Here is a 26,581-nt window from a genome sequence, read left to right as displayed (position 1 = left end):
GGTTATAAACTTTTAGTCGATTTTTCGGATTTCACCGCCGGATTTCCTTTGTACATAGACCAAGGTTCTGTATTTTTAATAATACTGGCAGCCATGGCTACAAAAGTTCCTTCCGCAATAGTTATTCCGTCTCTAATGGTAGCATTCACGCCCAAAGTAGCATAACTTTCCACCACACAATGCCCTGATAAAACTACTTGAGAAGTAAACATTACATGGTCTTTAATCACAGAATGATGACCAATATGATTACCGCTCCATAAAATTACATTGTTCCCAATGGAGGTAAAAGGTTGAATGGTATTGTTTTCCAAAATAAAACAATTATCACCTATCGGATTATTGAACAAAGTGGCTTTGCTACTTACATAACTAATCAACTCATAGCCTTTAGCTTTGATAGTATTATAAACACTTTCTCTGAGTTTGTTCATGTCTTGAGGCGCCATTGGGGCAAAAAACTTGAACGCTGTCGGAGCATACTCTTTTTCAATATTTTCAAATGCTACTATAGGTAAGCCATGAAACAAACGATTTTCGGGTAAATATTTTTCGTGAACGCTAAAGGCAACTACCTCATGTTCCGAATCATTTTCGAGATAATAATGTGCCAATTCTGCAAAATCTTGGATTCCGAAAATTATAACTTTTGCCATATTGCTTATTTTTTTAAAACATAAACCGTGTACTCATACAAACCATAGTCATTTCTTATCACGTAATCTCTGGTAAGATTTTGACATAAAAATTGACTCAAAGCGTCATGCGAAACATGAAACAAATCTTCTCTTTCCCAATCGACATTTTTTGACATCACATTAAAAGAAAAACCTTTATTGCATTTGTTGTAAATGATGCTTATCATCTTGGTAAAATAATCCCACATTTCGGCATAAGACAATTCTCTTTTTTCAGTAAAAACACCATTCATAATCACATAATCAAAATGGTCAAGGCTATCTTCTGCTTCTAAAATATCAACACAATAAAAAGAATTGTTCGGATATTTCTCTTGGGCAACATCAACAAACTTTTGGGAAATATCTAAGCCTGAATAAACGATGTTTTGAAGATTATGATGCTGAATATACGCTAAAAGATGGGCTGTTCCGCAACCAAAATCCAATAAAGACACTTCGTGGTCATTGGCTTCATTTAATCTTATAATGTCTAACATTACTTTGTAGCGTTTGTCTACGTCTTCAAGTTTTGGCCAATCAACACCTAAGTGATTGTCGCCATGTTTTTCAAGACAACTTTCGTAGTGTTCAATGATTTTACCGTATATCTTTTTCATATTAATTCATATTGCTCTAGAAAACACTTTATCTGTTCGGGTGCATTAAACATCATTACATCAATGATTGACAAATGAGGTATAAAGGCATTCTTAAATTGCGGATAAACTATCGAATCCGATTTAATAAATTGCAAAACGATATTGTTCCCTAAAAATACATTTTCCTCATACAATGTCATGCCTCCAACCGCGTTGATGTAATTCGTTGCACCTAATTTTTTACAAATTTCGATAATCTTATCTTGTCCTTTTAAACTATTGTCTTTTTCTATATCAGAAGAAATTATAATAGTCGTTGGAATCGAGAGATAACTACTTATTTGCTGCAAAGAATAAACAATCAATTTTGAAAGATTGGTTTCTTGCTGTTCAATTATATCTTGGATAAGCGGAAAAACTTGTTCAAAAAACGTAGCCTTTCCATAAGCCAAATGAATCGTTTTCAATAAAGCTGTTTTCCAATTCGAATTGTCATCCAGCTCAATTTGGTTAATCAATTTATTCTGACTTGCCGATTTTAAGGCAATAGTGAATAGGTATTGTTTGTTGTTAAGCAATATATTATTTCTGTTGACCCAACCCTTTTTAATAAAATTAACATCATCATAAACTACAAAAGTATCCACCGCATTGAGCAATTGGAAATAGCCAATATAAGGAAAAAAATAAGGCTGCATTATCGCTGCTTTCATTATAAATTGATATTTATTAATGAAACTATTCTCTCCGTTTCTGTTCTTGATAATTCCTTATACAAGGGCAAACACAAAACCCTTTCGGCAACACTTTCTGAAATAGGCATTGAATTTCCTTGGGTGTATTCAATGGTATTTAAGGAAGGATAAAAATAACGTCTTGGGTAAATATCATTATCATTCAACGCTTTTTGAACCGCCAATAATTGCTCTTCAGTTTCAAAAATCACAGGATAATAGCTGTAATTCCACTGCGTATTTTCTCTGATTTTTAGTGGTTGGAGTTTTGAAAAATCCAAATGGGTATTATAAAAGTCAACCACTTCTTTTCGGGCTTTCACTATGGCAGCAACATAAGGCAAGACCGTCAATCCCATAGCCGCTTGCAACTCGGAAATCTTACCGTTGATGCCAACGCCGTAATAATCGATTGGTCCTAAATGCCCAAAAGTATGGCTGTAAAAAATCTGATGTTCTAATGATTTGTCTTTGCAAAATGCGGCACCGCCTTCACCGGTATGGAAAAGTTTGGTGGCATGAAAACTACAGGTACTTACATCGCCATAATCAAAAATAGATTTGCCTTTGTAGGTTACTCCAAAAGAATGAGCCGCATCATAAATAACTTTAAGATGGTGCTTTTGGGCAATAGCTTCGATAGCTTCAATATGACACGGATTTCCAAAAACGTGTGTCGCCAATATAGCTGTTGTTTTGCTGGTAATCGCTGCTTCTATTTTGGTTTCGTCGATAGTTAAATATTCCGGATGTATGTCTACAAAAACCGGAGTACAATTTTCCCAAACGATGGCGGCAGTCGTAGCCACGTAACTGAATGGTGTTGTGATGATTTCACCGCCATTTCCTAATAATTTCAAAGCGATTTGTAATGGAATGGTACCATTATTCATCAAAATAATATTGGAAATATTCAGATGCGTTTTTAGCTTATCCTCTAACTCCAAAACCAATTGTCCTCTGTTAGTTAACCATTGATTTTCCCATATACGCTTAAGTTGTTCGGTATATTCTTCAATAGGCGGAAAAAAAGTTTTGGTAACGTTGATCATTTTAAACTTTAGGTATAACTTGATTGTCGATGACGCCGTTCTTTAAAACAAAAACTATTTCAACCAACCACAAAACTTTAAGATTAAAAGGTCGATTTAAATCTGTTATTTCAAAAAGACGGTAGCCTTTCTCATCCATAAAGTTAACTATTTTAAGAAAACTGTTGTCATATAATTTATTAACAACACTGGCTTCAACCATGATAATCTCGGTTTTTCCAAGATAATTACTCGCTCCTTTTAAAACTTCAATATCCAATCCTTCTGCATCTATTTTAATGATATCCGGAATGGGTAACTTGTTATCTGAAAGCAATTCGTTTAAAGTAATAATGGGTAATGTAATTTGCTTTAAACCCATTTCTGCTGCTTGCTCTTTTGAATATTGAAACGAACAACTGTCATCTCTGTCCAAAATAGTAAATTCAAACGAACCAGATTGTTCGCCGGCTCCAAAAGGATAAAAGCTAACATTACTTTTGCGGTCTAAAATATCTTGAAGCGAACTTTGTAACCAATATTGCGGTTCCACTAAAGTATAGACAGCATCGGGAAAATAATTCAAAGTTTCTCTGGTCCACGCGCCGTGATTAGCTCCAACATCAACAATATGTTTGGGATAAAAATGGAACGATTTTAAAATATTGTAAAAATTATGCAAAAGAAAATCTTTACTATTGACATCAGAAAGCTTTGAATGGGTACTGACTTTCTTGACCTCAAATCCGCGTTTTAAGATTAATTTTCTAACTATTTTCTTGATCATACTGTTTTATTTATTCAATAGTCCATTGAAATTTTGGTTTTATAAATCCGGGTTCTTTGCCCATCCATGAGCCAATAGGTCTTTCTCCTTCTTGAATGGTAAAGGTTAGAATGTCCTTTTCTACAAATAAAGTGGTTTTGGAATTCTCTATAACATAAAAAGTCAAATAATAAGACCCAATATTTAGAAACCCTTCCGGTAATTTACAATTAATTTTATTCAACCCTTGTTTTAGTTTTGATCCGCTGTTACTGTGTGAAAAGGTAAATAAAGTTTCTCCGTATTCATTATTTAAAACATAAGTCACATGCAAATTCTTAGCGCTGTGTTTTAACGTAAACAACATATTGAACTCTATACTTTGATATTCATCCAATATGGCATTTGGTGTTTTTCCTACTGGATTTACGCCTAACTCGTGCAGTGTAAAATCTTGTTTATCATATTCACTACTGAATATTTTATGGTTTTGTATTCCGAAATTACCGGTAAGATAAGTAGCTACTGCATTTTCTACCGTATCATCTTTTATAACCAAACCGTTTTCCAAAACAATGCCTCTTTGACATAAACTCTTTACTGCTGCCATATTATGACTCACAAACAACACGGTTCTTCCTTGTCCTTTACTGATGTCGCCCATTTTACCCAAACATTTCTTCTGAAACTCGGCATCACCTACTGCAAGTACTTCATCAACAATCAGAATTTCACTTTCAAGATGTGCGGCTACAGCAAATGCCAAACGCACATACATCCCCGAAGAATACCTTTTCACCGGAGTATCAATATACCTTTCAACTCCAGAAAAGTCGATAATTTCATCAAGTTTGCGAGTGATTTCTTTTTTGCGCATTCCGAGAATAGCGCCGTTCAAATAAATGTTTTCTCTTCCTGACAACTCGGGATGAAAACCGGTTCCTACTTCAAGCAGACTGGCAATTCTTCCTTTGATTTTGATTTCGCCCGTAGTCGGACTGGTCACTCGGGACAACAGTTTTAGTAAAGTACTTTTTCCGGCACCATTTTTCCCTATTATACCGACGGCATCGCCTTGGTTGATTTGGAAATTTATATCTCTTAATGACCAAACGATATCACTAATCCCTTTAATACTTCTGTCATTGGTTTCCCCAATTTTTAAAAAAGGATCTTCTTTACCCATCACTTTGGTTAACCAAAACCGCTCGATATCCCTTGAAATGGTTCCGGTTCCAATTTGCCCTATTTGATAGGCTTTGGATAAATCTTTAACTTGTATAACAGTTTGGCTCATACTAGATAGTGTCTACGAAATTCTTTTCGGTTTTATTAAAAATAATAATACCCAGAAAAAGGATGACCAATGTAACTATAGTCGAATACCCAATACTGGAAATCGTAAATTCTCCTTTTCCTAAAAAAGCAAAGCGAAAGGCTTCAATAATACCTGTCATTGGATTTAAGGCTACGATATCACCATATCCTTTTTCTTTGGCATAACTCAACGGATAAATCACGGTAGTGGAATACATTAACAATTGCACACCAAAGGTAACCAAGAACGTTAAATCTTTATACTTTGTAGTCACCGCAGTAATAATAAGCCCTAAGCCCAATCCCAAAAGTGCCATTAAAATGACTAAAAAGGGGAACAACAATATCCCATTACTAATGTGAAAATCAGTTCCTTCTTCCGGATTGAGATAAAAATAACCCATCAGCACAAACAACAATAGTAATTGAACGCCAAAACGCACCAAGTTACTGACTACTATACTCAACGGCATGATTAATCTTGGAAAGTATACTTTACCAAAAATATTGGCATTGTCTCTAAAAACAGTACTGGTTTTAGTTAAGCAATCAGAAAAATAATTCCATGAGGTAATTCCGGCCAAATAAAACAATTGTTGTGGCAAACCGTCTGAGCTGATTCCGGCAAGATTCCCAAAAACAAAGGTAAAAACTAAGGTTGTAAAAATAGGTTGAATAAAAAACCACAACGGGCCTAATATAGTTTGCTTGTAAAAACTAACAAAGTCTCGCTTAACAAACATCAATAACAAATCTCTATAATGCCAAAGATCTCTGAATTTAATATCAAAAAGCGAAGTATGCCCTTTAATTACTAAATCCCAATCTTGAGACTGATTATCGTTTTTCATTTATTCTTTTTTTAAACAATGTTCTGTTTTAACTAGTAATTGCAAATATATAAATTAGCAAACCCCATGGAAAGATTTGGGTTGTTTTATTTTCTAATTCATTAAAATTGACAAAACCGACTATAATTTGATTAATTTTACGAAGTTAAATACTTCATTTTGATTCACCTTTTCAAACAAAAACCTATTTTATGTGATTTAATCCCAAACAATCACATTGATATTCATTCGCATTTACTTCCGGGAATAGATGATGGAGCCACTAGTCTTGAAAACAGTATTTCTTTAATCAATCAAATGAATGAAATAGGCTTCAAAAACATCATCACGACACCTCATATCATTGAAAGTGTATGGAACAACAGCGAAAGTTCGATTACAGAAAAACACCAAGAAATCTCAAATGCTGTTCAAGAAAAATGTGAAATAGCCTCTTTTAATGTGGCTGTGGAATACATGATGGACGATAGTTTCGTGAAAAGACTAGGCACAGAAAAATTACTGACAATAAAAGACAACTATATCTTAGTAGAAATGTCCTATTTGAGTCCGCCAATCCAGTTATACGATATCATATTTGAAATTCAATTAGCAGGTTACAAACCTATTTTGGCTCATCCGGAACGTTATCAATTTTACCATGAAAATTTCAAGGAATACAGCAAACTAAAAAAAGCAGGTTGTTTATTTCAGCTAAACCTCTTATCAACTGTTGATTATTACGGCAAAAATGTAAGATTGGTGACTGAAAAGTTGTTAACCAATGACTACTTCGATTTTGTCGGAAGTGATATTCACCATCAAAATCACGTAAATGCCTTTAAGAACAAAGTAAAATTAAAAAGCCTTCCCCAATTAGAGAAGGCAATCCATAATAATTTATTTTTTCTTAAATAACTTACCTTTCCAAGATTTTCTTTCTTCTTCAGTTCCATAGCCATAACCGTAACCGTAACCATAGCCGTAAGTTTTTCTCCAAATGGTATCGTTAAGTAGAATAGCCATATTAGGCAATTTCTTTTCCTGATAAAAACTATCAGCAATTTTTAACAATCGTTTGTCAAGATAATTTGCTCTGACAATGTAGACAAAAGCATCTGCGTGTTTCGCAACCAACAAGGTATCGGTAACCAAACTTACCGGAGCGGTATCAACCACTATGTAATCATATTGTTGCTTCAAAGTCTCGAACATTTCATCCACTTTAGGACTCAAAAGCAAATCCGCAGGATTGGGCGGAATAACCCCTGAAGGTAACACATGTAAATTTTCAAACGCATCAAGTTTGGTGATAAAATCATCAATTTTTTGTCCCGATTTAACAATATAATTGGTAAGCCCTTTAGCAGGAACATTCAGATACTTATCTATTTTCGGATTTCTAATATCAAGCCCTATAAGTAAAACCTTTCTTCCGGTTAGCGCTATAGTACTGGCAAGATTAATAGCCACGAAAGTTTTCCCTTCTTTAGGCATAGTTGAAGTAACAAAAATAGTTTTAGCCCTATTTTCAGGAACAGAATTCAACATGAATTCCAAATTGGTTCTCACAATCCTAATGGCCTCAGCCGAACTCGAACGGCTGGATGCACTGATAATTTCATCTTCCGTATCTGATTTTGGGATATCACCCAAAAAAGGAATTATGGTGTTGTTCTCTATATCTTGTCTGTTTTTAACTTTGGTATCGAATAAATCAATTAAGTAAATTATTAAAAACGGAATGAGCAAACCTAAAGTAAACCCAATCAATAAAATAATATTGGATTTAGGAAATATTGGGGCATTTTTGAATTTAGCCTCATCAATCAATTTGGCTTTTGGTGAAGTTACCGCGAGTGAAATACCTACTTCTTCTCTCTTTTGAAGCAAATAAAGATATAATGATTCTTTTATTTTTTGTTGTCTACCAATGACATTAAGTTCTCTGGTTTGCTTAGGAATTTCTGAAATTTTTCCGCTTAGCATATTATCCTGCGCTTGTAAATCCGACCTTCTAATTTTAAGAGAAGCAATCAAGCGATTCAGGCTCTCCTTAACGCTTTTTCGCATATCATCAATTCTATTGTTTAAATTGATTACGACACTATTTTTGGGCGTACCACCTCCGTTAACAATTCTGTTTCTCTCGATTACAAAACCATTATATTGGTTAATTAAATCGGCGGCATTGCTATTGCTGCCATTTTTGTCTGAAGGAATAAGATTACTAGGTATGATATCGTCTTGTGAAGAGCCGTTAAGATAATCCAACATACTCGATACAACTTTGATTTGTGTTTCGGTTTCTATTAAAGCCTTTTCAAAATCGACTGAATTTTGAATAAACAAATCTGCATCAGAAGCAATGTTGGTCAATCTGTTAGAAGTCATATAACTTTCTCCTTCTTTTTCAACATCTCCAAGCTCTTTAGTGATAAACTGTAGTCGTTCATCAATAAACTTTTGGGTATTTCTGGAAATATAATTCTTATCATCAATAGCATCTTGATTATAGATGGCAATAATGGTATTAAGTAAGTCTTCGGCTTTTTTAGCAACCGGATCATTTAACGTTAACTCAACAACACTCGATTTATCGTTTAAAGGAGCAATAGTCAGCCTGCTCTTATATCCCTGAACAACGTTGTCAATGTTATTAACACTTACCGTCACAGAGAAATCCTGATTATTTAACTTAGACGATAACATTCTTTTGATTACAACCATCTTACAGTTGCTTAATCTTATGGTTGAACCATACTTAAAAACATTAATTGGCTTTCCTTCGGTAGTTTGCAATTCAAAAGTGCTTTCCGTCTTTGAATTGATTACATAGGATTGTCTTTTGGTGTAAAAAGTATCATCCGACTCAAAAAAAGAAACATCTATAGGTCTGTCTTCATAGAGTTCTTTTACTTTAACCCTACCTTCGGTATAATAGTAAATATTAAAATTAAGTTTCTTAACCGCAGTTTTAACAATAGATCTCGACTTTATAATTTCAATTTCATTATCGACATTGCTTTTCATACCTTTCATCAATCCCAAATCAGCAAAAGCAGATAATTCAGATTCTAAACTCCCTTTCTTTTCATCTTTTACTAAAATAGTAGCACTCGCTTGGTAAAGTGGCACAGTATATCTCAAATACAAAAAAGAAACCCCAACGCAAACAATCACTGAAATAATAAACCAAGGCCAATACTTGAAATACTTATCAAACTGTTCTCTGAGGTCAAGACTGTCGTCTTTGTGTGCATGTCTAAAGGAAGATTGATCTTGCATATTATCGGGTAAGAATGATTAAAATGGTTCCTAAAAGCGATAAAGCTGATATTATAGTGGTAACATTAGGACCAATTACTGAAGAGTTCATCTTGGTTTTATTAGGTTCTACTAAAACAACATCGTTTTGAGAAAGATAATAAAAAGGAGAGTTAATAAAATCAGCGTTGGTAATGTCTATACGATTATAAGTCATTTTTCCGTCTGATTCTCTGATGACAAGTATATTATCTCTTTTACCATAAATAGTCAAATCACCGGCCTGACTTATAGCTTCTAAAAGAGTTATTCTCTCGCTGTTAATCCTAATAGTTCCCGGTTTAAGCACTTCTCCTAAAACAGATACTTTATAATTTAAAATCCTTAAATTAATTGTCGGATTGGTAATGTATTCTTTTATAGATGTTTGGAGTTTAGTAACCGCTTCAGAGCGACTAAGTCCGGCTAATTTTATTTTACCAACTACCGGAAACTCAATAAACCCATAAGCATCTATCAAATAAGTTTTAATTCCATCTTGGTTTTCGTTAATTTGATAATTACCTTGTATTTGAGGCATGTTAAATGGAATCGTCAGTTCTGGCTGATCGGCTGAAACTATAATGCTTAACATATCATCTTTTTGTAATTTTGGCTCGTAATTTAATGCTTCCTTGCTGTTTTGAAGAGAATCTACATTTTGAAGGTAAGCAATGTCTTTTCTAGAAGCACAGGAAAACAACAATACCAATGAAATCAATAAAAAAGCTGATTTTGTTATAAATTTAAAATTCATAGGGTAAGTTTTGGGTTGTAAATATAGCATAATTTATGATTGATTAGAATCAAAACTAATTATCAAGGGTCTCAAATACCGAGTTCATACTTTTAAATTCGGGTACAATTTTCTTCATCAACCCAACAATTTCAGCACTTGAAGATTTTTTTGCAGTTTGGATTAAGGTAGAAATAAGCAAATTAACATCTTCAAAATTATCTAAATTATCTTGTCCTATCATGATTTTTTCGTTGTGTGTAGGCAATGTTTTTGAAGCATCATTGAGTAGTTCTTCATATAATTTTTCGCCTGGCCTTAAGCCTATAATCTTGATTTTAATCTCATTATCAGGCACAAAACCAGCCAATCTGATCATTTTTTTAGCCAAATCAATAATCTTTACCGGCTCACCCATATCAAAAATATAAATTTCACCACCATTCCCCATAGCACCTGCTTCTAATACAAGCTGACAAGCTTCTGGAATGGTCATAAAGTACCTAATAATTTCTGGGTGTGTTATGGTCAATGGCCCGCCTTCCTGAATTTGTTTGGTGAATAATGGAACTATAGAACCATTAGAACCTAAGACATTACCAAATCGGGTTGTAATAAATTTAGTGACATTGTTTTTCTGGCTTTCCAACAAATGAAAGTTCAACGACTGAACATATTTCTCAGCAATACGCTTGCTGGCACCCATTACACTACTTGGATTTACCGCTTTATCTGTAGAAATAAGCACAAATTTTTCAACCTTATATTTACTCGACAAATCGGCAAGATTTTTAGTTCCTATCACATTGGTAAAAATAGCTTGTGCCGGATTTTCCTCCATCAAAGGAACATGCTTGTAGGCCGCAGCATGGTATACATAATCGGGTTTATAGGTTAGGAAGACATATTCCATTTCTTCAAAATTTTTAACATCGGCCAATACAGTTCGTATTCTTACTTTATTAGAAATTTCAGAAACTTCTAGTTGCAAATTATGAAGTGGAGATTCTGCCTGATCTAGGATAATGATTTTATAGGGTGAAAAATGAATGACTTGCCTAACTATCTCGCTGCCAATAGATCCGGCGCCTCCGGTTATTAAAACCGTTTTTCCATTGATTTGAGAAGAAATGGTTTTACTGTCTAAAACTATTGGTTTTCGATGTAATAAGTCTTCAATATCAAAGTTTTTAAGTTGATTGGAAATCTGCTTTTGATCTTCCCAGTCTGTAATTAAAGGCACCGTAAATACCTTAAAATTGTATTCCAAACATTCCTCAACTATAGCAACGGTTTCCTCTTTGGTAAGACTCTTCTCGGCAATAATTAAGGCCTCAGCACCTACACTTCGCAAAATAACATGGATATCTCTAGACTGATTGACTATCGGCAAGTCTAATATACTCTTAGACGTTTTAGTTTGCTTGTATTTATCTATAAAAGCAACCAAATTAAACCGAGAAGGCTTTTCTGTTTTAAGCGCATTGGCAACAGAAATGGCATTGGCATCGGCACCATAGATGACTGCTTTAATCAACTTTCTTTTATCATCACTTTGCAAATACTTTTCAAAAATGTTTTTTACCAATATCCTGAATAGAAACAACAACAAAAATGAAATCACAAAAGTGATAAACAGACCTGTTGATAAAAACAATTTTTTGTTGGTCAGAAAATAGTAACCGATATTGACGAAAAGCAATATAAAATAAGAAGAAGTAGTTGCTACCAATAATTTAATACCATCTATAAATGTGGAATGCCTTATGATACCCGAATAGGTTCTGTAAACCATAAAGAAAACCGCATTGACCAAAACAATGATAAGATTGAGCGAAATGACATCCAAAGAACTCTTATAAACTACCGAAAGGGTGTTGATAATAACTGTAGTAATAATACAAGCTACAGAAACGATAAAAACATCAATAGCAAAAATAATCCAGCGAGGTAAGTAACCTATATTCTGAAATTTTTTGTTAAATATGCTACGCTCCAATTCTTTAAAAATAGTTTTATTCATGCGTCATGTGGTCAATGGTTCAAAATTAAACTAATTTTAACATTTAGTTAGTAAATTATTAAAAAAATCATCAAGTGTTTTTTCTAATCGCAACCTATCGGCATCGGACAAATTTGATCCTGAAGGCAAACACAGTCCTTCATCAAATAAAGTCTCCGAAACATTTGTCCCATAATAAGGGTATTGGGCAAAAATCGGCTGTAAATGCATGGGTTTCCACAATGGTCTTGACTCTATATTGTGTTCCTCTAAAAACAACCTTAAATCCTCTCTGCTTTTACCGGTAATTATAGGATTAATTGTAATACTGGTTAACCAATGGTTTGAATAATAATCAGCATTGGGTTCACTAAAAACAGTTACTCCGTTTTTATCAGCAAAATACGCTTGATAAAAATCATGCATCTTACGTCTTAAATTGACATGATTTTCCAATACTTCCATTTGCCCTCTTCCAATACCGGCAGATATATTACTCATACGATAATTATAACCTACTTCGCTATGCTGATAGTGAGGCGCATTGTCCCGGGCTTGAGTCGAAAGAAAAACGGCTTTATCTTTTTGCTTAGCAGTATGAGTCACCAAAGCACCGCCACCAGAAGTCGTTATGATTTTATTGCCATTAAAAGACAATACAGATATATCCCCAAACGTACCACATCTTTTACCTTTATAACTGCTTCCTAAAGCTTCGGCACTGTCTTCCAAAATAGGAATTCCATATTGTTGTGCTACCGCTCTAACTTCATCAATTTTAAAAGGCATTCCATAAAGATGGACCCCAATAATAGCTTTTGGCTTTTTCCCTTTGGCGATTCGGTCAACAATAGCTTTTTCTAAAGCAATGGGACATAAATTCCAAGTCTCTTTTTCGCTATCTATAAAAACAGGAGTAGCCGCTAAGTAAAGAATAGGATTTGCAGAAGCCGAAAAAGTAAAGCTTTGACAAATAACCTCATCACCTGCCTGAACACCTAGTAAAATTAAACCCAAATGTATCGCCGCAGTTCCCGAACTCAAAGCGGCAACATGAACATCATCATTTAAAAAATTTTCTAAATCCTGCTCAAATCCGTTAACATTTGGACCTAAAGGAGCAACCCAATTGGTATCAAAGGCCTCTTTGACAAATTTTTGTTCATTACCTCCCATGTGCGGAGAAGAAAGCCAAATTTTTGATTGTATCATTGTTATTTTTGCTTAATATTTAAATTTATTTTCCACTGAATGGCTCCGTAGTGGCAGCATTAGCAGCATTAATACCGTCTCTTTTGAATACTTTTAAAATAGTTTTGAATAAAATTTTCAGATCAACAGACAAAGACATATTGTCTACATACCAAACATCATATTCAAATTTTTTTTTCCATGAAATAGCATTTCTACCATTGACTTGTGCCCAACCGGTGATTCCGGGTTTGATTTCGTGTCTTCGGTTTTGAAAATCGTCATACAAATGTAAATAAGTCGTCAACAAAGGTCTTGGTCCGATTAAACTCATATCGCCTTTCAAGACATTGATTAATTGAGGTAATTCGTCAATTGAGGTCTTGCGAACAAAACTCCCGACTGCCGTTAACCTTTGTGCATCAGGAAGCAATTTACCTTCAATGTCTTTTTTGTCATTCATGGTTTTAAACTTAACAATCTTAAAGGTCTTCCCTTTTTTACCGGGACGCAATTGAAAAAAAAACGGCTTCCCATTATTGGCAAAAAATAATAAGATTGTAAAAAGCAACAAAAACGGAAACAACAATATAAGACCTAGTAAGGAAATCAAAAAATCGAATACCGGCTTTACTAAAAGTTTGTACATTTTTTATTAAATATAACTAATATTCATCTCAGTAATATATTCTATTTAAACAGACAGCGATTCAAAGCTTTCGAATAAAAAAAAGCGATCGTGTCCCGGATATATTGTCATTCCTTTCTTCAAATTTCCTTTCAGTTTCTCCATCGAATACTGATAATCTTTTCGGCTACTGTGTGGAAAAGTGAGTGGCGATTTTACTCCGTTTAAAATAGTATCACCTGTAAACAAAATATCTCCCAATAAAACACACATTCCACCGGGACTATGACCCGGAGTTTCTATAAAGGTAAACGACTGACCGGCTATGTTTTTTACTTCGTAATCTTTCACAATGGCTACCTTGCTGTGTTTGACTTCGAAGGTATCAATTTCTTCTAAATAATAGGAAAAATTTTGACGACAGTTTCTGATATTTTCTTCACACTTTGAAGTACAAATTAACTCAAACGAATATGCCTCAGCCAAAGCATCAATTCCACAACAATGATCGGCATGTTCATGGGTTAAAATCACATGGGTCAACTCTTTTTTTTCTTGCTTCAACCATGCGGTGAAAGGTTTGGTATCAAAATTACCAACATCAATTAAAACAACTTTACCGGCAGCCAAATCCAAAACATAGGTATTGGAGAGTCTGTGTGGATTGATATACTGGTGAATTTTCATAAAAATTGTGTTCAAGAAATAAGAATGGTTGTCTAGTCAAAGTTATAAATGATTTTACCAACATCATTTCTAGGGATTTCAGGGATGAATAATACTTCGAATGCTTGATGGTACAAACCTGTCTTCTGAATGACAAAAGAAGCAACGGCTGCTACTACAGTCTCATCCGTGACATATATTTTCATTTTTTCATCTGTGCCGGTGCAAATATTTTCTACACCAAATTCCTGAAAAATAAGCTGTTCCACTTCATCCAAACCTATTCTGACTCCATACAACTTGAGGAATCGGCTTATTCTGCCAACAATGTAGAAAAAACCGTCTTGGTCTTGAATAGCGATATCACCCGTTGGTAAAATACCTTGACGCTCATCGCCTTTTTGCAAATCTTCTCCGGTGTAGGCATAGCCTAAAGTCACATTTGGCCCACTGTAAACCATTTCTCCGGGAACATCTGCTTCCGAAATTTCGTTTCCATTATCGTCAATCAAAAATAATTTTCCGTTCGGAATTGCTTTTCCGATACTTCCAATTTTAGTCTTGGCAAACGCTGCCGGAAGGTAAGCCATTCTTGCCGTTCCTTCTGTTTGTCCATAAGTGGCAATAAACATTTTGCCGGTTCGTTCTGCATATTCGGCAAAATCGTTAAACAGACTCGCGTTCAATTTTCCACCACCTTGCGATACAATTTTTAAATCGGGCAAATCCATACGGGTAAATCGCAACTTGGAAAGAATTTCAAAACTATAGGGAACACCGGTCAAAATGGTGGTTTTTTGTTCTTTCAAAAATTTCCAAAATACCCCATCAGTCAAACTTCCGTTAAATAGTAAAATGGTAGCTCCACCATACAAATAACTTGTAATCACTGAAAGACCCATAGTATAATACATCGGTAAAACGGCTAAAGCTCTGTCATGGCTACTGATATCAAAAACTTTCCCGACATTCCGGGCGTTGGCTTCTATATTTTTATAACTGTGACGCACCAATTTAGGACTGCCGGTAGAACCAGAAGTAGGCAACAATAACGATAAGTCTTCATGCAAAATTGGTGGTTGTAAACCGCTTTTCAGCAAAACATAACCAAAGGCACTGAAAACAACTTCATGATTAAATTCGGCAGCCATTGATTCAGGCAGCCAAAAGTATTCAGGTTTGTATTTATTAATTAGTTCCTCTCTTAACGCTTTATCCGTTCCGGCATGAAGCAAAAGCGGGACAATTTTAGTTTCTAAAGCTGCAACATAACCAGCTACTGAACCAAAAGTATTTTCTGAAAAAATAAAAATTAACGTGCGCTTATTGATTTGCTCAAAGAAGACCATCGAAAAATCAGACAATGCTTTGTAGGATAATGTATTTCCGTCAACATCTATAAATGCGGTAGTATTGTCCTTGATAAACGCTGCTTGGAGAAGCATAGGCTTTGTATTTAAAATGAAGTCGAACCGTCAACTCCAATGATTTGACCGGTTACATAAGTGGAAAGGTCTGAAGCCAAAAACACGCAAACATCTGCAATCTCGTTAGGTTCAGCTAATCTTCCTATTCCTATATTGGAAATTTTATCTTTAAATTTTTCTTCAAAAACTTGGGTAAATCTTTCGGTGCCAACCATTCCCGGAGCAATGGCATTGACACGAATATTGTGTTCTATCAGTTCTTTCGCAGCCGATTTTGTCAATGAAATCACAGCACCTTTAGTAGCAGAATAACCTAACTGACCTTTAACACCTTGCACACCAACGATGCTCGACATGTTAATGATCGAGCCGCTTTTTTGACGCGACATCACACGAGAAGCGAGCTGTACCAACTGAATCATCGCAATGACATTGATATCAAACATCGTTCTCAATTTGTCAAAATCAATCATTGGTAACAATTCATAGGTAACCATTCCCGCATTGTTAACTAAAACATCGATACGACCATAATCCGATTTTATTTTCAGAATTGCGGTTTTACAAGCAATAGCATCAGTGACATCAAAATAGAGCGGAATTACAGTCGTGCTGTATTTTTCCGAACAGTCTTTTGCCCAATCGTCTAAGGAAGCTTCTTTTCGGGCATTCGCAAAAACAATAGCACCTTCTTCGGCGTATCTTTCCACAATCGATTTCCCGATGCCGCGATTGGTTCCTGTCACTAAGCAAATTTTGCCTTCCAAAATTCTATTGCTCTTCATAAAAATAGTTTTAGAAGTTTACACCATATTTGGCGACAATTTCTTTACCAACTGCATACGATTTAAAGTTCAAAATATCTTCCGGATCGAGCATAATATCAAAAGTATCTTCCATGGCGGTAACCAAACTCAATTGGGTAATAGAATCCCAATTATCAACACTGGTAGCGCTGAAATCATCACTCAACACCGATTCATCAACATTAAAAACGGAACTAAAAACAGAATTGTAATTTTCTAAGACATTCATTTTTGTATATCTGTTAGGCTGTATTATTAAAATAAATTAAGTGGTAAAAGTAAGCCGTTTTTACCTATAAAACAAACGGCCATCTCAAAATCAATAGGCTTCTTTATAGTAAGAATCGGTTTCAATTAATGGATTAATGACAGCCGTATCAATGGTCAAATCACCGCAAGCCAATGACAAACCTGCACCAAAACCACAGATAAATATCTTAATATTCCCTTGCTTTTTTAATCCGAAATGATCTGCTAATACTAACGGAATCGAGTTACTACTGTTGTTCCCGAAACGATCTAACGAAACCGGAATTTTCTCGGTCTGAATTTTCAATTTTCGAGACAACTGCTTCAAAATATAATTATTGGCCTGATGCAGAATGAAGTAATCATAGTCTTCGGGCGTTTTTTCTTGAACAGTCAGGAAGTCTTTCATCAACAAAGGCACATCAGTAATCGAAAAACCAAAAACATCCATCCCTTTCATGTGGGTATCATAATCAGAACGCAAAATACCGTCACTCCAAGCCACGCGCTCCTTTGGTGCGTAACGATTTCGGTAAGCGCCTGAAGGTGTAATAATACTTTTAAAGCGATCGCCATCAGTACGAAAAGCCAACTTGATTGGCGTTGGAACCGTCGTTTTTTCCAGTAAAGTGGCCGAACCGCTATCGCCAAAAAGCATGACCATTGTTCGGTCATGAGGCGACAATGTTTTCACCGAAGTATCGCCGGTAATGAGCAAAGCGGCTTTTGAACTCGAATTCTCCAACAAGGAAAGTATCGTTTGCAAACCGAAAATAAATCCGGAACAGGCCAAATTTAAATCAAAGCACAAACAATTTTCGGAAAGCCCGAGACGTTTGTGAAGTACAAAAGCAGTCGAAGGGACACGATAATCCGGTTTTTGACTTACGAAAATTAGAATCCCGATATCTTTTTTAGAAAGTTCAGATTTATTCAAAACATCTTCCGCGGCTTCATAACCTAAATCGGAAGCTGTTTGTTTAGGCTTTGCTCTCGAAACCGAATGAACTCCGGTCATTTCCTTAAATTTCACCACATTCTCTTCACCGAAAACATCATAAAAAAGCTCAACGGGAACTTTATCCATTGGTACTGCTACTGATAAGCCTGCTATTTTAATATTTTGAAATTGTCCTGTCAGCATAGCTTAAATTTCATGAGTTACAAAACCTTCTGCAAAATAGTCATCGGTTTCAATTAAGGGTAAAACCGTATTTTCTTCCAAATAAAAATCGGCAAAACCCCAAGACAATCCTTCGCCATAAGCACAAGCTAAAATTCTTTTTTTCTCATTGATACCCGAAATCAATAAGGGTATCGAGGAACCGGAGCAATCGGCAAAATTTTTAAAATTGGATTGTAATTGAGATTGATCAAAACCTGCGTTTTTAATAATTTCCAGATTCATTTCTGCATTAGATTGTTGGAAAGCCAACACATCATAAGAGGAAATTTGTCCATTAGATTTAACCATAAAATCGGTCAAATCACTTGGTATTTTTTCAGCAAAGAATTGATGCATTCTTTGTTTGTCGTAGTTCAATTGGTTAAACGTTCCGGCAGTCGGAAGGCTTGACAAGTCATAACTTTCTCGCTTTTCATTAGTTCTAAAAGCACCACCGGGAATTATGTAAGTCTCGTAGGCATCCCCTCGTGAAAATGACTGAATATGAATTGGTGTAGCTTTCTCTTTTTCTAAAAGAATAGCCGTTGCTGCATCTCCAAAATGGTAAAAAAGCGGATCTTTTTCGGCTATCTGCTTGCTGTTAGTATCGCCTATAATCACCAATCCTTTTGTGGCATTTAAACCATTTAACAAAGAACAGCCCAATTGTAATCCGGCGATAAAGCCAACCGCACCCAAGTTGATATCATAAGCCAAACAATCCTTCGGAAGTTGCAAACGGTGTTGCAACACTATAGCGGACGCCGGACTTCTGTAATCGGGTGTTTTGGTCAGAAAAATGATGAATCCCAGCTGGGTTCGGTCTATGCTTTTGGTTTCCAATAAATTGGTAGCAGCGGCATAACCTAAATCTGAAGCTGTTTGCAAATCTACCGAACGTGCTTGCTTTGGAATAGCTGAGGCTATACCTGAAATTTTGACGTTATTAAAATGGTAAAAAGACATATTTAAGGGTTTATTAACCTACATTACTATTCGTTTGGCAGGATTTCCGAAGACGGTAGTATTTTTTTTCACACGACGCAAAACTACGCTGCCAATACCGACAACCGCTTCTTCTTCGACCACTATATTTTGTATAATTCTGACACCTGCATTGATGGAAACCATATCGTGTACACGAACATAACCGGCAAAAAATGAAAACGAATTCACTTGACAAAAGCGTCCAATATGAACGTCATGTCCCATAATTACAGAACTTTGCAAAAAAGTAAAATCTTCAACGGTAACATCACTGGCTAAAACACAAAATGATTTGATGCCTATTCCTATTCCCAATTTTACACTGGGAGAAACAATGGCTGTCGGGTGAATCAGATTGATAAATTTCCCGCCTTTCGACAAAATGATTTCGACTGTTTTTCTTCTGTGGTACAAGTTTCCTATGGCGCAGAAAAAAACATCGCCATCAACAGGCTCATAATCGGTTACGGTATTCAAAACCGGCGGATAGCCTAATTCTTCAATATTGGATGGATTGTCACTTAAAAATCCTTTAATGCTGAAATCGGATTGATTGCCATAACAAGCCAAGGCCAAATCGTACATTTCTCTGGCAAAACCACTGGCTCCAATTATTACTAAGTTTCTCATAATTTATTTCAAGGTGTAGCCGCCGTCTAAAGTCAGAAGGCTTCCGGTCATCCATTTGGAAACGTCGGCCATCAAATAAACGGTTAAACCGGCAATATCTTCAGGTTGACCAAATCGACCTAAAGGGTAATTTTTTAAATGGGCTTGCAATTGTTCCTCAGAAATGGTACCGGATTCTAAAATGGCTGTTTGCACCATACCCGGTAAAATCGCATTAACCCTAATTTGCTTTGGCGCTACTTCTAACGCTAAAGATTTGGTAAACGAATTCAAAGCGCCTTTTGCAGCACTGTAAATAGCATTACCTATGGTTATTTTTTGAGAAGCTACCGAAGAGATAAAACATACCGAGGCTTCGGGTTTAAGCTTTTTACTTTTTAAAAGTTGTTGGAGTAACAAAATAGAGCTGTGCAGCATCAAATCAAACATATAATCCAAGTCATCCCGTTTGATAAATTGTACCGGAACAGTTTTGACCATACCGGCATTTAATATGATGCCATCCAAAGCCGGCAATTGGGCTACTAATTCCTTAATAGCTTCATCAGACGTTAAATCAGTTGAAAAATATTGGTGGTTTCCTTTGGGTAATGATTGTAATGTGATTTGTAAACGCTCTTCATTTCTGGCAGTCATGATTACGGTTGCGCCTTGATGGGCTAACATTTCGGAAACAGAACGACCGATGCCCGAGGAAGCACCGGTAACCAAAATTGTTTTATTATTTAAACTAAAAAGTGAATTCATACTATCATTGAAGTATTACCATCAAATGAATAAATCTTTAGGCCATTCTTTTTTTAACTTCTTCAGCCAAATCACCTACTGTAATCAGATTTTTAAAATCTTGCGAGGCAATGTGAACGCCAAAAGAGTCATCAAGCATGGCAATAACCGAAAGATTAGCCATAGAATCCCAGTTATCATAATCTCTAAAAGTGTCTGTAAGTGTTACAGTTCCAGGATCCAATTCTAAAATATCTTCCAATTGTTCAAAAAGTTCTTTTTCCATTTGTTCTCTTATTTTATGTTGCTAAACTAGGTATAAAAATTATCATTCAAAAGTAAAAAAAAGGAATACTACAATTAATATAATTCCTAAAAGTCTTTTGAAATTGTCATTCTCAAGGTTTGATTTGATTTGCCACTTCTTTGGAGAACAGTAAAGCTCCTTTGTCGTTTAAATGTTCCGAATCATGAAAAAGAGTTTTTTGACTTACAAACTCTTCTGCAGTAGAATAATCAACCAACTTGACTTTGTTTTGGGCAGCTATTTCATTGGCAATAGTAAAAAACTCCGGTTTTATTTTTTTGAACGTTGGTGAAATCACCAAAATAACTTTAATATTTTTTGATTGGGCTTTAGTGATAAATAGATTTATTGTTTTAATCAACTCAGGTCCAATGGTAAAAGTATCATTTTTCAATACCTTGTCTTCTCCATTCCATTCTCCTTTTAGTGGGATATATCCTTTGAAGTTATCATTGTTTTTAACAACATTGGCCGTAAGTATATTAAAAAATTTCTTATTGTATTTGAGTAAATTGGAACGGTAAAAAATACCATCATACCAGTTTCTACTGATGTAATTATCAAATTCTGCATTAACTTTTCCGTAGAAAGGCGCTAAATCACTAAAAACATCTTCACCAAAATTGCCGCCTCTATCATAAACATCTCTAAAGTCTAAATCCAAAACGACTACTTTAGGGCTGTATCGCTCTAAGGTTGCTAAAAGTGCGGCATAGTGAAAATAAATCCCCATACCTTCTCTCCCGGCATTATAACAAGTCAGACCGGTTCTTTCTGAAATAATATCCGGTTTGTAATGAAACGCAGCTCTTGAAGATCCGAAAATCAAGATACTATCATTTGTTTTATTGAATACTTGATTCTCTTGATAAGCAACTCCCGATTTAGAATTTGAATACAATGAGTCAAAAATAAAACCGGAACACACATCAATAGTAACTAATACAATCACAAACAATAGTGCTTTTTTTAGAATTGAAATCCTTTTTTCTCTTTTCATCTAGACTTAAAATTGGAAATAAATAAATTGCCCTTCATCAAAAACGCCCATTAATAATATCAGTGCCACGATAAAGGCATAAAATAGTATACTCACATTTGGTTTCTTTAAAAACGAAAGTTTGTTCAGCAAAAACTCATCCCTGAACTCCTTTAAAATCAAAACAGACAACCCAATAAACACCCCAAAAAACACATCCCATTTTACAAATAAATCGGTGGACAAATCGGTTCCTATTTTTTCTACAATCGTGAAAGCTTCCTGAACATTATTAGCTCTAAAAAATATCCAAGCAAATGAACTCAGAATAAATGTTGTAATGATTTGTATTGCGGTAAAAAAAGTTCTGTTCCTTGATAATCCGGTAGCATCATTAAATTTGTTGCGATACCTTTGAGTGACTATGGCAATGACTAAATAGGCTCCATTCAATGCGCCCCAAATAAAAAACGTCCAATTGGCGCCATGCCATATTCCGCTGACCAAAAAGACGAAAAACAAATTGAAATACCATCTGTTTCTGGATACTTTATTACCACCAAGCGGCAAGTACAAATAATCTCTAAACCAAGTACTAAGTGAAATGTGCCATCTTTTCCAGAATTCAGAAATGGTTTTGGCAAAATAAGGTCGGTTAAAATTGGTCATCAAATCAAAACCCATAATTTTTGCTGTACCAATGGCAATGGATGAGTATCCGGCAAAGTCACAATAGATTTGGAAGGAAAAAAAGACTGTTGCCAGCAGTAGCGTTGAACCATTATGATTGTCTACATTATTGTAAGCCGCATTGACATAAAGTGCTAATCGATCGGCAACCACTACTTTCATAAAAAAACCCCAAATAATGAGTTTGAACCCTTTGGCAAAGTTCTCATACAGAAAATATTTCTTTTCGTGAAATTGATGCAAGACATTTTGTGGTCTTTCAATCGGTCCGGCAACAAGTTGAGGAAAAAACATTACATACAGCGCATAGATTCCGAAATGTTTCTCGGCTTTTTGATTCCCTCTGTATACTTCTATGGTGTAACTCATCGCCTGAAAAGTGTGAAATGACAAACCTACCGGCAGCAAAATGGACAAATAAGGCAAATTGCTTTTACTGCCTAAAGCCGCAAGTAAAACTTCAATATTTTCTATAAAGAAATTATAATATTTAAAAACGGCCAAAACCAATATATTGGCAAACAAACTCATTATTAAATAAAACCGCCGTTTTGTTCCTTGGTTGTTTTCAATGAGTATACCGGCAAAATAGTCGATTACAATAGTACCAGCCAAAATCAATATGTATATTGGAATAAAATACATATAAAAATAGCAACTTGCTACTAACAACAACAGCCATCTGTATTTTGTTGGGAACCCAAAAAAGAGTATACATACCAGAGGAAAAAAAAGCAGAAAATCTAGTGAATTAAAGAGCATTACTAAGCCTTTTGTTTATGGTGAAAAAAATGTGCTATAATTTTAAGTATGCCGAACGCATTGAGTAAATAAAATTAAATCACTTATAACTCGTTTGTAAATGTATTTATAATTTAAATTTCTTGTAGCACTAATTTCAGTTGTGCTCAATTTTGAAATAATCTATTTTGTGAACAGATAAAATCAAAAGACAGGATTGCTATTCCCTTGAGCAATAAATCACATTCATTCCATCCCAAATCATTTTGCTGTCAAAGTTTTTGGCCCAAATCAAACCATTCATTCCCAATTCCTTTCTTTTTTCCGGATTCTCTTCTAACAAAGCCATCGCATTTTGTAAATCCATAACTGATTTTGCGGGAATCAACAAACCGTTAAAATCTTTGGAAACGGCATCTTTACTTCCGGTAACATCAGTAGCAATGACAGGCAATCCCATCGCAGCAGCTTGCACTGATACATTGCCAAAACCTTCCCACCAAGCAGGCAGACAAAAAACATCCATTACCGACAAATACAGCGGGACATTGCTTTGGGTGCCCACCAATAAAATTCCGGGATGTTGTTCCATTTTTTCTATTAAACTCAAATCAGCGATTTGGCTTTTTTCAATCGGACCTACAATCAATAATCTAGAAGAATGGTTCTTTGCATACAAATTATCGAAAGCCTCATACAGTTCTTTAATTCCTTTTCTGTCAATTAATCTTCCCACAAAACCATACACAAAATGAGTTTCATTCAATCCTAGTTCGTTTTTCAAAGCTGAGATTTGTGTCGCGTTAATTTGACTTGGACTAAATCTTTCCAAATCAATCCCGTTACTGCTTCCTTTGTGAATTACTAAAGATTTATCTTTTGAAAAAATAGTATTTTCAATACCTAAATCCCTAACCGAATTACTGATACAAATGATTTTATGTGCAAAACGTGCGGTTATTTTTTCCATGGTAACCAGTATTGTTTTTTTCAATCCGGTTTCATGTTCAAAACGAAAACCCCGACAGGTATAAATCCTGTTTTTAACTCCTAGTAGCTTTGCCGCAATCATTCCTAACAAACTTACTTTTGGTGTACCAAAATTCACTACATCGGGTTTTACCCTTCGCAAATGCTTGATCACCTGAAATAATGCTTTAATATCCTTAACAGGGGAAATTTCACGTTCTAAATCTACCGGTAAATGAACACAACCCTCTTGCTGACAGTAATCCGTCACCCTTTGGTGATTCGGTGCCATCAAATAAGTTTCATAACCCAAAGCTTTAAAATAACGCATTTGACCCGCTATTAAAATTACACTTCCGGGAGCGGTAATTCCGAGTACTAATTTTTTATTCATTTTTTGTATTGCTCATATATTCACCTAATTGTTGGCTGTTCATAAATTCGACATCAGGCCATTTTTTTACAATTGCTTTCAAAAGCGCATCTAAAGCTTTAATTGAATCAGATTGATTTTTTTTTGAAAGATGACCAATAAAATTGACCCTGTGCGAATTGATAACAGCGGGTTTACCAAAAGTAAAAGCATTGTTAATTTCTGCCATGCACAAATCAACCCAATCCAAATTTTGATTTTTACTAGGCTCAAAAGTCACATTTCTTCTCCAATAAAGCAAGCCGCTCTCATCTTTAAAACCCCAGTATTTATTAACTATACCATGTTTTGGATCTTCTAGATAAGGCAACAATTGTTGGGCGTTTTGGTGATACTTAACGCCGTTTTGGGCTAATATAGCATTGATGTGATTCCCTCGGATGGATTGAGAAGCAATAAATGATTTCGATTGAAATCCAAATACCGTTTCAAACATTTGAAGTCCATCAATCAAATCTGTTTCAATAGTTGACTTTTCCTGCTCATTATAATAATCAAATGCGGCCAAATAATTTATCCTATTGGATGTTCCCAAATTAATCCCCGGAATCGCATCATGGTCAAAGCAAATTTTTTCCTTTTCACAGGTCATGACAGCTTTCATCCATCGGGTAGGATGCAAATGCTCTCTGCCGTGAAATTGAGGGTAAAAAATATTTTGTTCAACTCCTTGCTTCCATAAACCAACCATTGCTTCCTTAGAAGAATACTTTTGGTAACTATCAAATATTGATTCATAATGATAGGTTTTCAAATCGTCTGCTCTAATTTTATCAAAATCAGGATTGGCAGGTAATGAGTTTACAGTTATAGTTGCGGGTTGTTGATTAGCGTCTTTATGGGAACTGAGCATCTCAAACAAAACGCTCAAATCATCAGGTGTTTCAAGACCGTCAAACTTGGTATATCTGTTTTTATCAACCGGAATTCCTTTTTTGACCAGTGCTTGATAGGTTTCAGTATTTGGCATGCGAATACTTCCCCAATCATCGGATTCAATGACCACAATTTTTTTATGGGTTGACCAACCTCTGTAGTTTACATATGACTTTCTAAGTAATGTAATTAAATTCATAAATAATCAATTAAATTTTAAATCAAAATAGTCTATGCAATCCTTAATTTGTTTGTCTTTTCCACCTTTAAATGAATTACTTGATACCAGGGAAACTTTATGCGTGGACTTCACACTGATAGGATCTTTATTGTATTTGGCATTGGTAACCACCTCAACTTGAAGTCGAATCAAATTCATCTTAAGCCACACATCATCAGAGTTGGGACTCAGTTTAAAAATTAAATCTTTATCAAATACCGTTTGGTCAAAAATATTTTTGCCGGGCAATAATGTTCCATTGCCACTCGTATGGTGTAAATATATTGAGGGCTTTTCTTCATTGTAATTATGTGTCCATTGCAAATATGGAAGTATTGAGCCCTCTTTGAAATTGATTAAGTGAGCCCGTGAAGCAATTACTTTATTGGGATATTTTAGGTGTAATGCCATTAAATCTTTAATCATGTCCTTGTAATAATATAAATCGTCATCAAACATAATCACCTTACTTTGAGGAAACTCGATTAAAGAGTAATAGTATTTTTTATGAGATCGTAAATCATCACAAAACCTAATTTCTAAACCACGCTTGGTCTGATCCAACAACTTTTTTGGCAATGAAGCTAAACCTTCAGGAAATTGCTCTTTGGCCAACCAAAGTATTAGTTTATCAGGCTGATGAGATTGTCTTAATATACATTCAACACTCAAATAAGTATGTTCTATTCTGGCAGGAAAACTGGTCAGACTGGCGATAATTAAGTCACTAGGCTTTTTATCGAAAGTGCTCGTTTGAAGAGTATATTTGGTATTCTTTGAAGTAAATTTAAAAAAAATAGGACAGTAAAAATCAAACCATGTTTTTAGAACTTTCTCCATACTTCTATTCAAAATTTTACCCAAAACGGATTGATTTTGAAAATTAGGAA

General features: G+C 35.0%; 27 protein-coding genes. 1 reads left to right on the top strand and 26 read right to left on the bottom strand.

All coding sequences use genetic code 11. The annotated features are described in order from the left end of the window. Nucleotides 1–2: 2 nt before the first annotated feature. The 7 genes from C8C84_RS07610 to C8C84_RS07580 are packed head-to-tail and all read right to left on the bottom strand — an operon-like array spanning nt 3 to nt 5,978. Nucleotides 3–656 (bottom strand): acetyltransferase, encoded by a 654-nt coding sequence (locus C8C84_RS07610; protein ID WP_121312961.1) that lies wholly within the window; start codon nt 654–656, stop codon nt 3–5. Between the two features lie 5 nt (nt 657–661). Next, nucleotides 662–1,297, bottom strand: coding sequence for a class I SAM-dependent methyltransferase (locus C8C84_RS07605; protein ID WP_121312960.1), 636 nt, complete (start codon nt 1,295–1,297; stop codon nt 662–664). Continuing rightward, nucleotides 1,294–1,992: a WbqC family protein gene (locus C8C84_RS07600; protein ID WP_121312959.1), complete on the bottom strand. Its 699-nt coding sequence runs from the start codon at nt 1,990–1,992 to the stop codon at nt 1,294–1,296. Before C8C84_RS07600 ends, C8C84_RS07605 begins: the two co-directional genes overlap by 4 nt. Further along, nucleotides 1,992–3,065 (bottom strand): DegT/DnrJ/EryC1/StrS aminotransferase family protein, encoded by a 1,074-nt coding sequence (locus C8C84_RS07595; protein ID WP_121312958.1) that lies wholly within the window; start codon nt 3,063–3,065, stop codon nt 1,992–1,994. The genes C8C84_RS07600 and C8C84_RS07595 overlap by 1 nt, the downstream gene beginning before the upstream one ends. A 1-nt stretch (nt 3,066) precedes the next feature. Beyond that, entirely contained in the window at nt 3,067–3,831 is a 765-nt protein-coding gene (locus tag C8C84_RS07590) for an FkbM family methyltransferase (protein ID WP_121312957.1), read from the bottom strand. Between the two features lie 10 nt (nt 3,832–3,841). Next, complete coding sequence (locus C8C84_RS07585) at nt 3,842–5,107, bottom strand: ABC transporter ATP-binding protein (RefSeq protein WP_121312956.1); 1,266 nt, start codon at nt 5,105–5,107, stop codon at nt 3,842–3,844. Nucleotide 5,108: 1 nt separating this feature from the next. Next, complete coding sequence (locus C8C84_RS07580; RefSeq protein WP_121312955.1) at nt 5,109–5,978, bottom strand: ABC transporter permease; 870 nt, start codon at nt 5,976–5,978, stop codon at nt 5,109–5,111. Nucleotides 5,979–6,137: 159 nt separating this feature from the next. Between C8C84_RS07580 and C8C84_RS07575 the strand changes: the two genes are divergently transcribed. Further along, a complete protein-coding gene (locus C8C84_RS07575) occupies nt 6,138–6,875 on the top strand; it encodes a tyrosine-protein phosphatase (protein WP_121312954.1) in 738 nt (245 codons plus the stop codon). On the opposite strand, the gene C8C84_RS07570 is transcribed toward C8C84_RS07575, so the two are convergent. The 19 genes from C8C84_RS07570 to C8C84_RS07480 form a co-directional block, all read right to left on the bottom strand. After that, nucleotides 6,858–9,245 carry a polysaccharide biosynthesis tyrosine autokinase gene (locus C8C84_RS07570; RefSeq protein ID WP_121312953.1) on the bottom strand — a complete coding sequence of 796 codons (2,388 nt, stop codon included), beginning with the start codon at nt 9,243–9,245 and terminating at the stop codon, nt 6,858–6,860. The genes C8C84_RS07575 and C8C84_RS07570 overlap by 18 nt on opposite strands. Nucleotide 9,246: 1 nt before the next feature. Then, nucleotides 9,247–10,020: a polysaccharide biosynthesis/export family protein gene (locus tag C8C84_RS07565; RefSeq protein WP_121315005.1), complete on the bottom strand. Its 774-nt coding sequence runs from the start codon at nt 10,018–10,020 to the stop codon at nt 9,247–9,249. Nucleotides 10,021–10,075: 55 nt separating this feature from the next. Then, on the bottom strand, nt 10,076–12,022 hold the full coding sequence (locus C8C84_RS07560) for a nucleoside-diphosphate sugar epimerase/dehydratase (RefSeq protein WP_121312952.1): 1,947 nt from the start codon (nt 12,020–12,022) through the stop codon (nt 10,076–10,078). 36 nt (nt 12,023–12,058) lie between these two features. Continuing rightward, nucleotides 12,059–13,213 carry a DegT/DnrJ/EryC1/StrS aminotransferase family protein gene (locus tag C8C84_RS07555; protein WP_121312951.1) on the bottom strand — a complete coding sequence of 385 codons (1,155 nt, stop codon included), beginning with the start codon at nt 13,211–13,213 and terminating at the stop codon, nt 12,059–12,061. 25 nt (nt 13,214–13,238) lie between these two features. Beyond that, nucleotides 13,239–13,841 (bottom strand): sugar transferase, encoded by a 603-nt coding sequence (locus C8C84_RS07550; RefSeq protein WP_121312950.1) that lies wholly within the window; start codon nt 13,839–13,841, stop codon nt 13,239–13,241. Between the two features lie 45 nt (nt 13,842–13,886). Then, a complete protein-coding gene (locus tag C8C84_RS07545) occupies nt 13,887–14,507 on the bottom strand; it encodes an MBL fold metallo-hydrolase (protein ID WP_147406824.1) in 621 nt (206 codons plus the stop codon). Between the two features lie 32 nt (nt 14,508–14,539). After that, entirely contained in the window at nt 14,540–15,931 is a 1,392-nt protein-coding gene (locus C8C84_RS07540; protein ID WP_121312948.1) for an AMP-binding protein, read from the bottom strand. An 11-nt stretch (nt 15,932–15,942) separates the two neighbouring features. After that, nucleotides 15,943–16,698 carry an SDR family NAD(P)-dependent oxidoreductase gene (locus tag C8C84_RS07535; RefSeq protein ID WP_121312947.1) on the bottom strand — a complete coding sequence of 252 codons (756 nt, stop codon included), beginning with the start codon at nt 16,696–16,698 and terminating at the stop codon, nt 15,943–15,945. Nucleotides 16,699–16,708: 10 nt separating this feature from the next. Continuing rightward, nucleotides 16,709–16,948 (bottom strand): acyl carrier protein, encoded by a 240-nt coding sequence (locus C8C84_RS07530; protein WP_121312946.1) that lies wholly within the window; start codon nt 16,946–16,948, stop codon nt 16,709–16,711. 90 nt (nt 16,949–17,038) lie between these two features. Then, a complete protein-coding gene (locus C8C84_RS07525; protein WP_121312945.1) occupies nt 17,039–18,112 on the bottom strand; it encodes a 3-oxoacyl-ACP synthase III family protein in 1,074 nt (357 codons plus the stop codon). Nucleotides 18,113–18,115: 3 nt separating this feature from the next. Then, nucleotides 18,116–19,099, bottom strand: a complete 984-nt coding sequence (locus C8C84_RS07520; RefSeq protein WP_121312944.1) for a 3-oxoacyl-[acyl-carrier-protein] synthase III C-terminal domain-containing protein — start codon at nt 19,097–19,099, stop codon at nt 18,116–18,118. A gap of 18 nt (nt 19,100–19,117) precedes the next feature. Further along, entirely contained in the window at nt 19,118–19,750 is a 633-nt protein-coding gene (locus C8C84_RS07515) for a NeuD/PglB/VioB family sugar acetyltransferase (RefSeq protein ID WP_121312943.1), read from the bottom strand. A gap of 3 nt (nt 19,751–19,753) precedes the next feature. Then, complete coding sequence (locus tag C8C84_RS07510) at nt 19,754–20,497, bottom strand: SDR family NAD(P)-dependent oxidoreductase (RefSeq protein ID WP_121312942.1); 744 nt, start codon at nt 20,495–20,497, stop codon at nt 19,754–19,756. 37 nt (nt 20,498–20,534) lie between these two features. Next, nucleotides 20,535–20,762, bottom strand: a complete 228-nt coding sequence (locus C8C84_RS07505; protein ID WP_121312941.1) for an acyl carrier protein — start codon at nt 20,760–20,762, stop codon at nt 20,535–20,537. Nucleotides 20,763–20,874: 112 nt separating this feature from the next. Then, a complete protein-coding gene (locus tag C8C84_RS07500; protein WP_121312940.1) occupies nt 20,875–21,783 on the bottom strand; it encodes a hypothetical protein in 909 nt (302 codons plus the stop codon). Nucleotides 21,784–21,789: 6 nt separating this feature from the next. Then, the gene (locus C8C84_RS07495; protein WP_199717111.1) at nt 21,790–23,097 is read right to left on the bottom strand and encodes an MBOAT family protein; all 1,308 of its coding nucleotides are present in this window, start codon (nt 23,095–23,097) and stop codon (nt 21,790–21,792) included. Nucleotides 23,098–23,413: 316 nt separating this feature from the next. Continuing rightward, entirely contained in the window at nt 23,414–24,556 is a 1,143-nt protein-coding gene (locus C8C84_RS07490) for a glycosyltransferase family 4 protein (RefSeq protein WP_121312938.1), read from the bottom strand. Continuing rightward, complete coding sequence (locus C8C84_RS07485) at nt 24,549–25,670, bottom strand: hypothetical protein (protein ID WP_121312937.1); 1,122 nt, start codon at nt 25,668–25,670, stop codon at nt 24,549–24,551. The genes C8C84_RS07490 and C8C84_RS07485 overlap by 8 nt, the downstream gene beginning before the upstream one ends. Nucleotides 25,671–25,676: 6 nt before the next feature. Further along, on the bottom strand, nt 25,677–26,531 hold the full coding sequence (locus C8C84_RS07480; protein WP_147406823.1) for a hypothetical protein: 855 nt from the start codon (nt 26,529–26,531) through the stop codon (nt 25,677–25,679). Nucleotides 26,532–26,581 lie beyond the last annotated feature (50 nt).

This window comes from Flavobacterium sp. 102 (assembly GCF_003634615.1).
GTDB lineage: Bacteria > Bacteroidota > Bacteroidia > Flavobacteriales > Flavobacteriaceae > Flavobacterium.
Note: the sequence above shows the minus strand (reverse complement) of the source record. Positions and strands in the feature narration are given on the sequence as shown.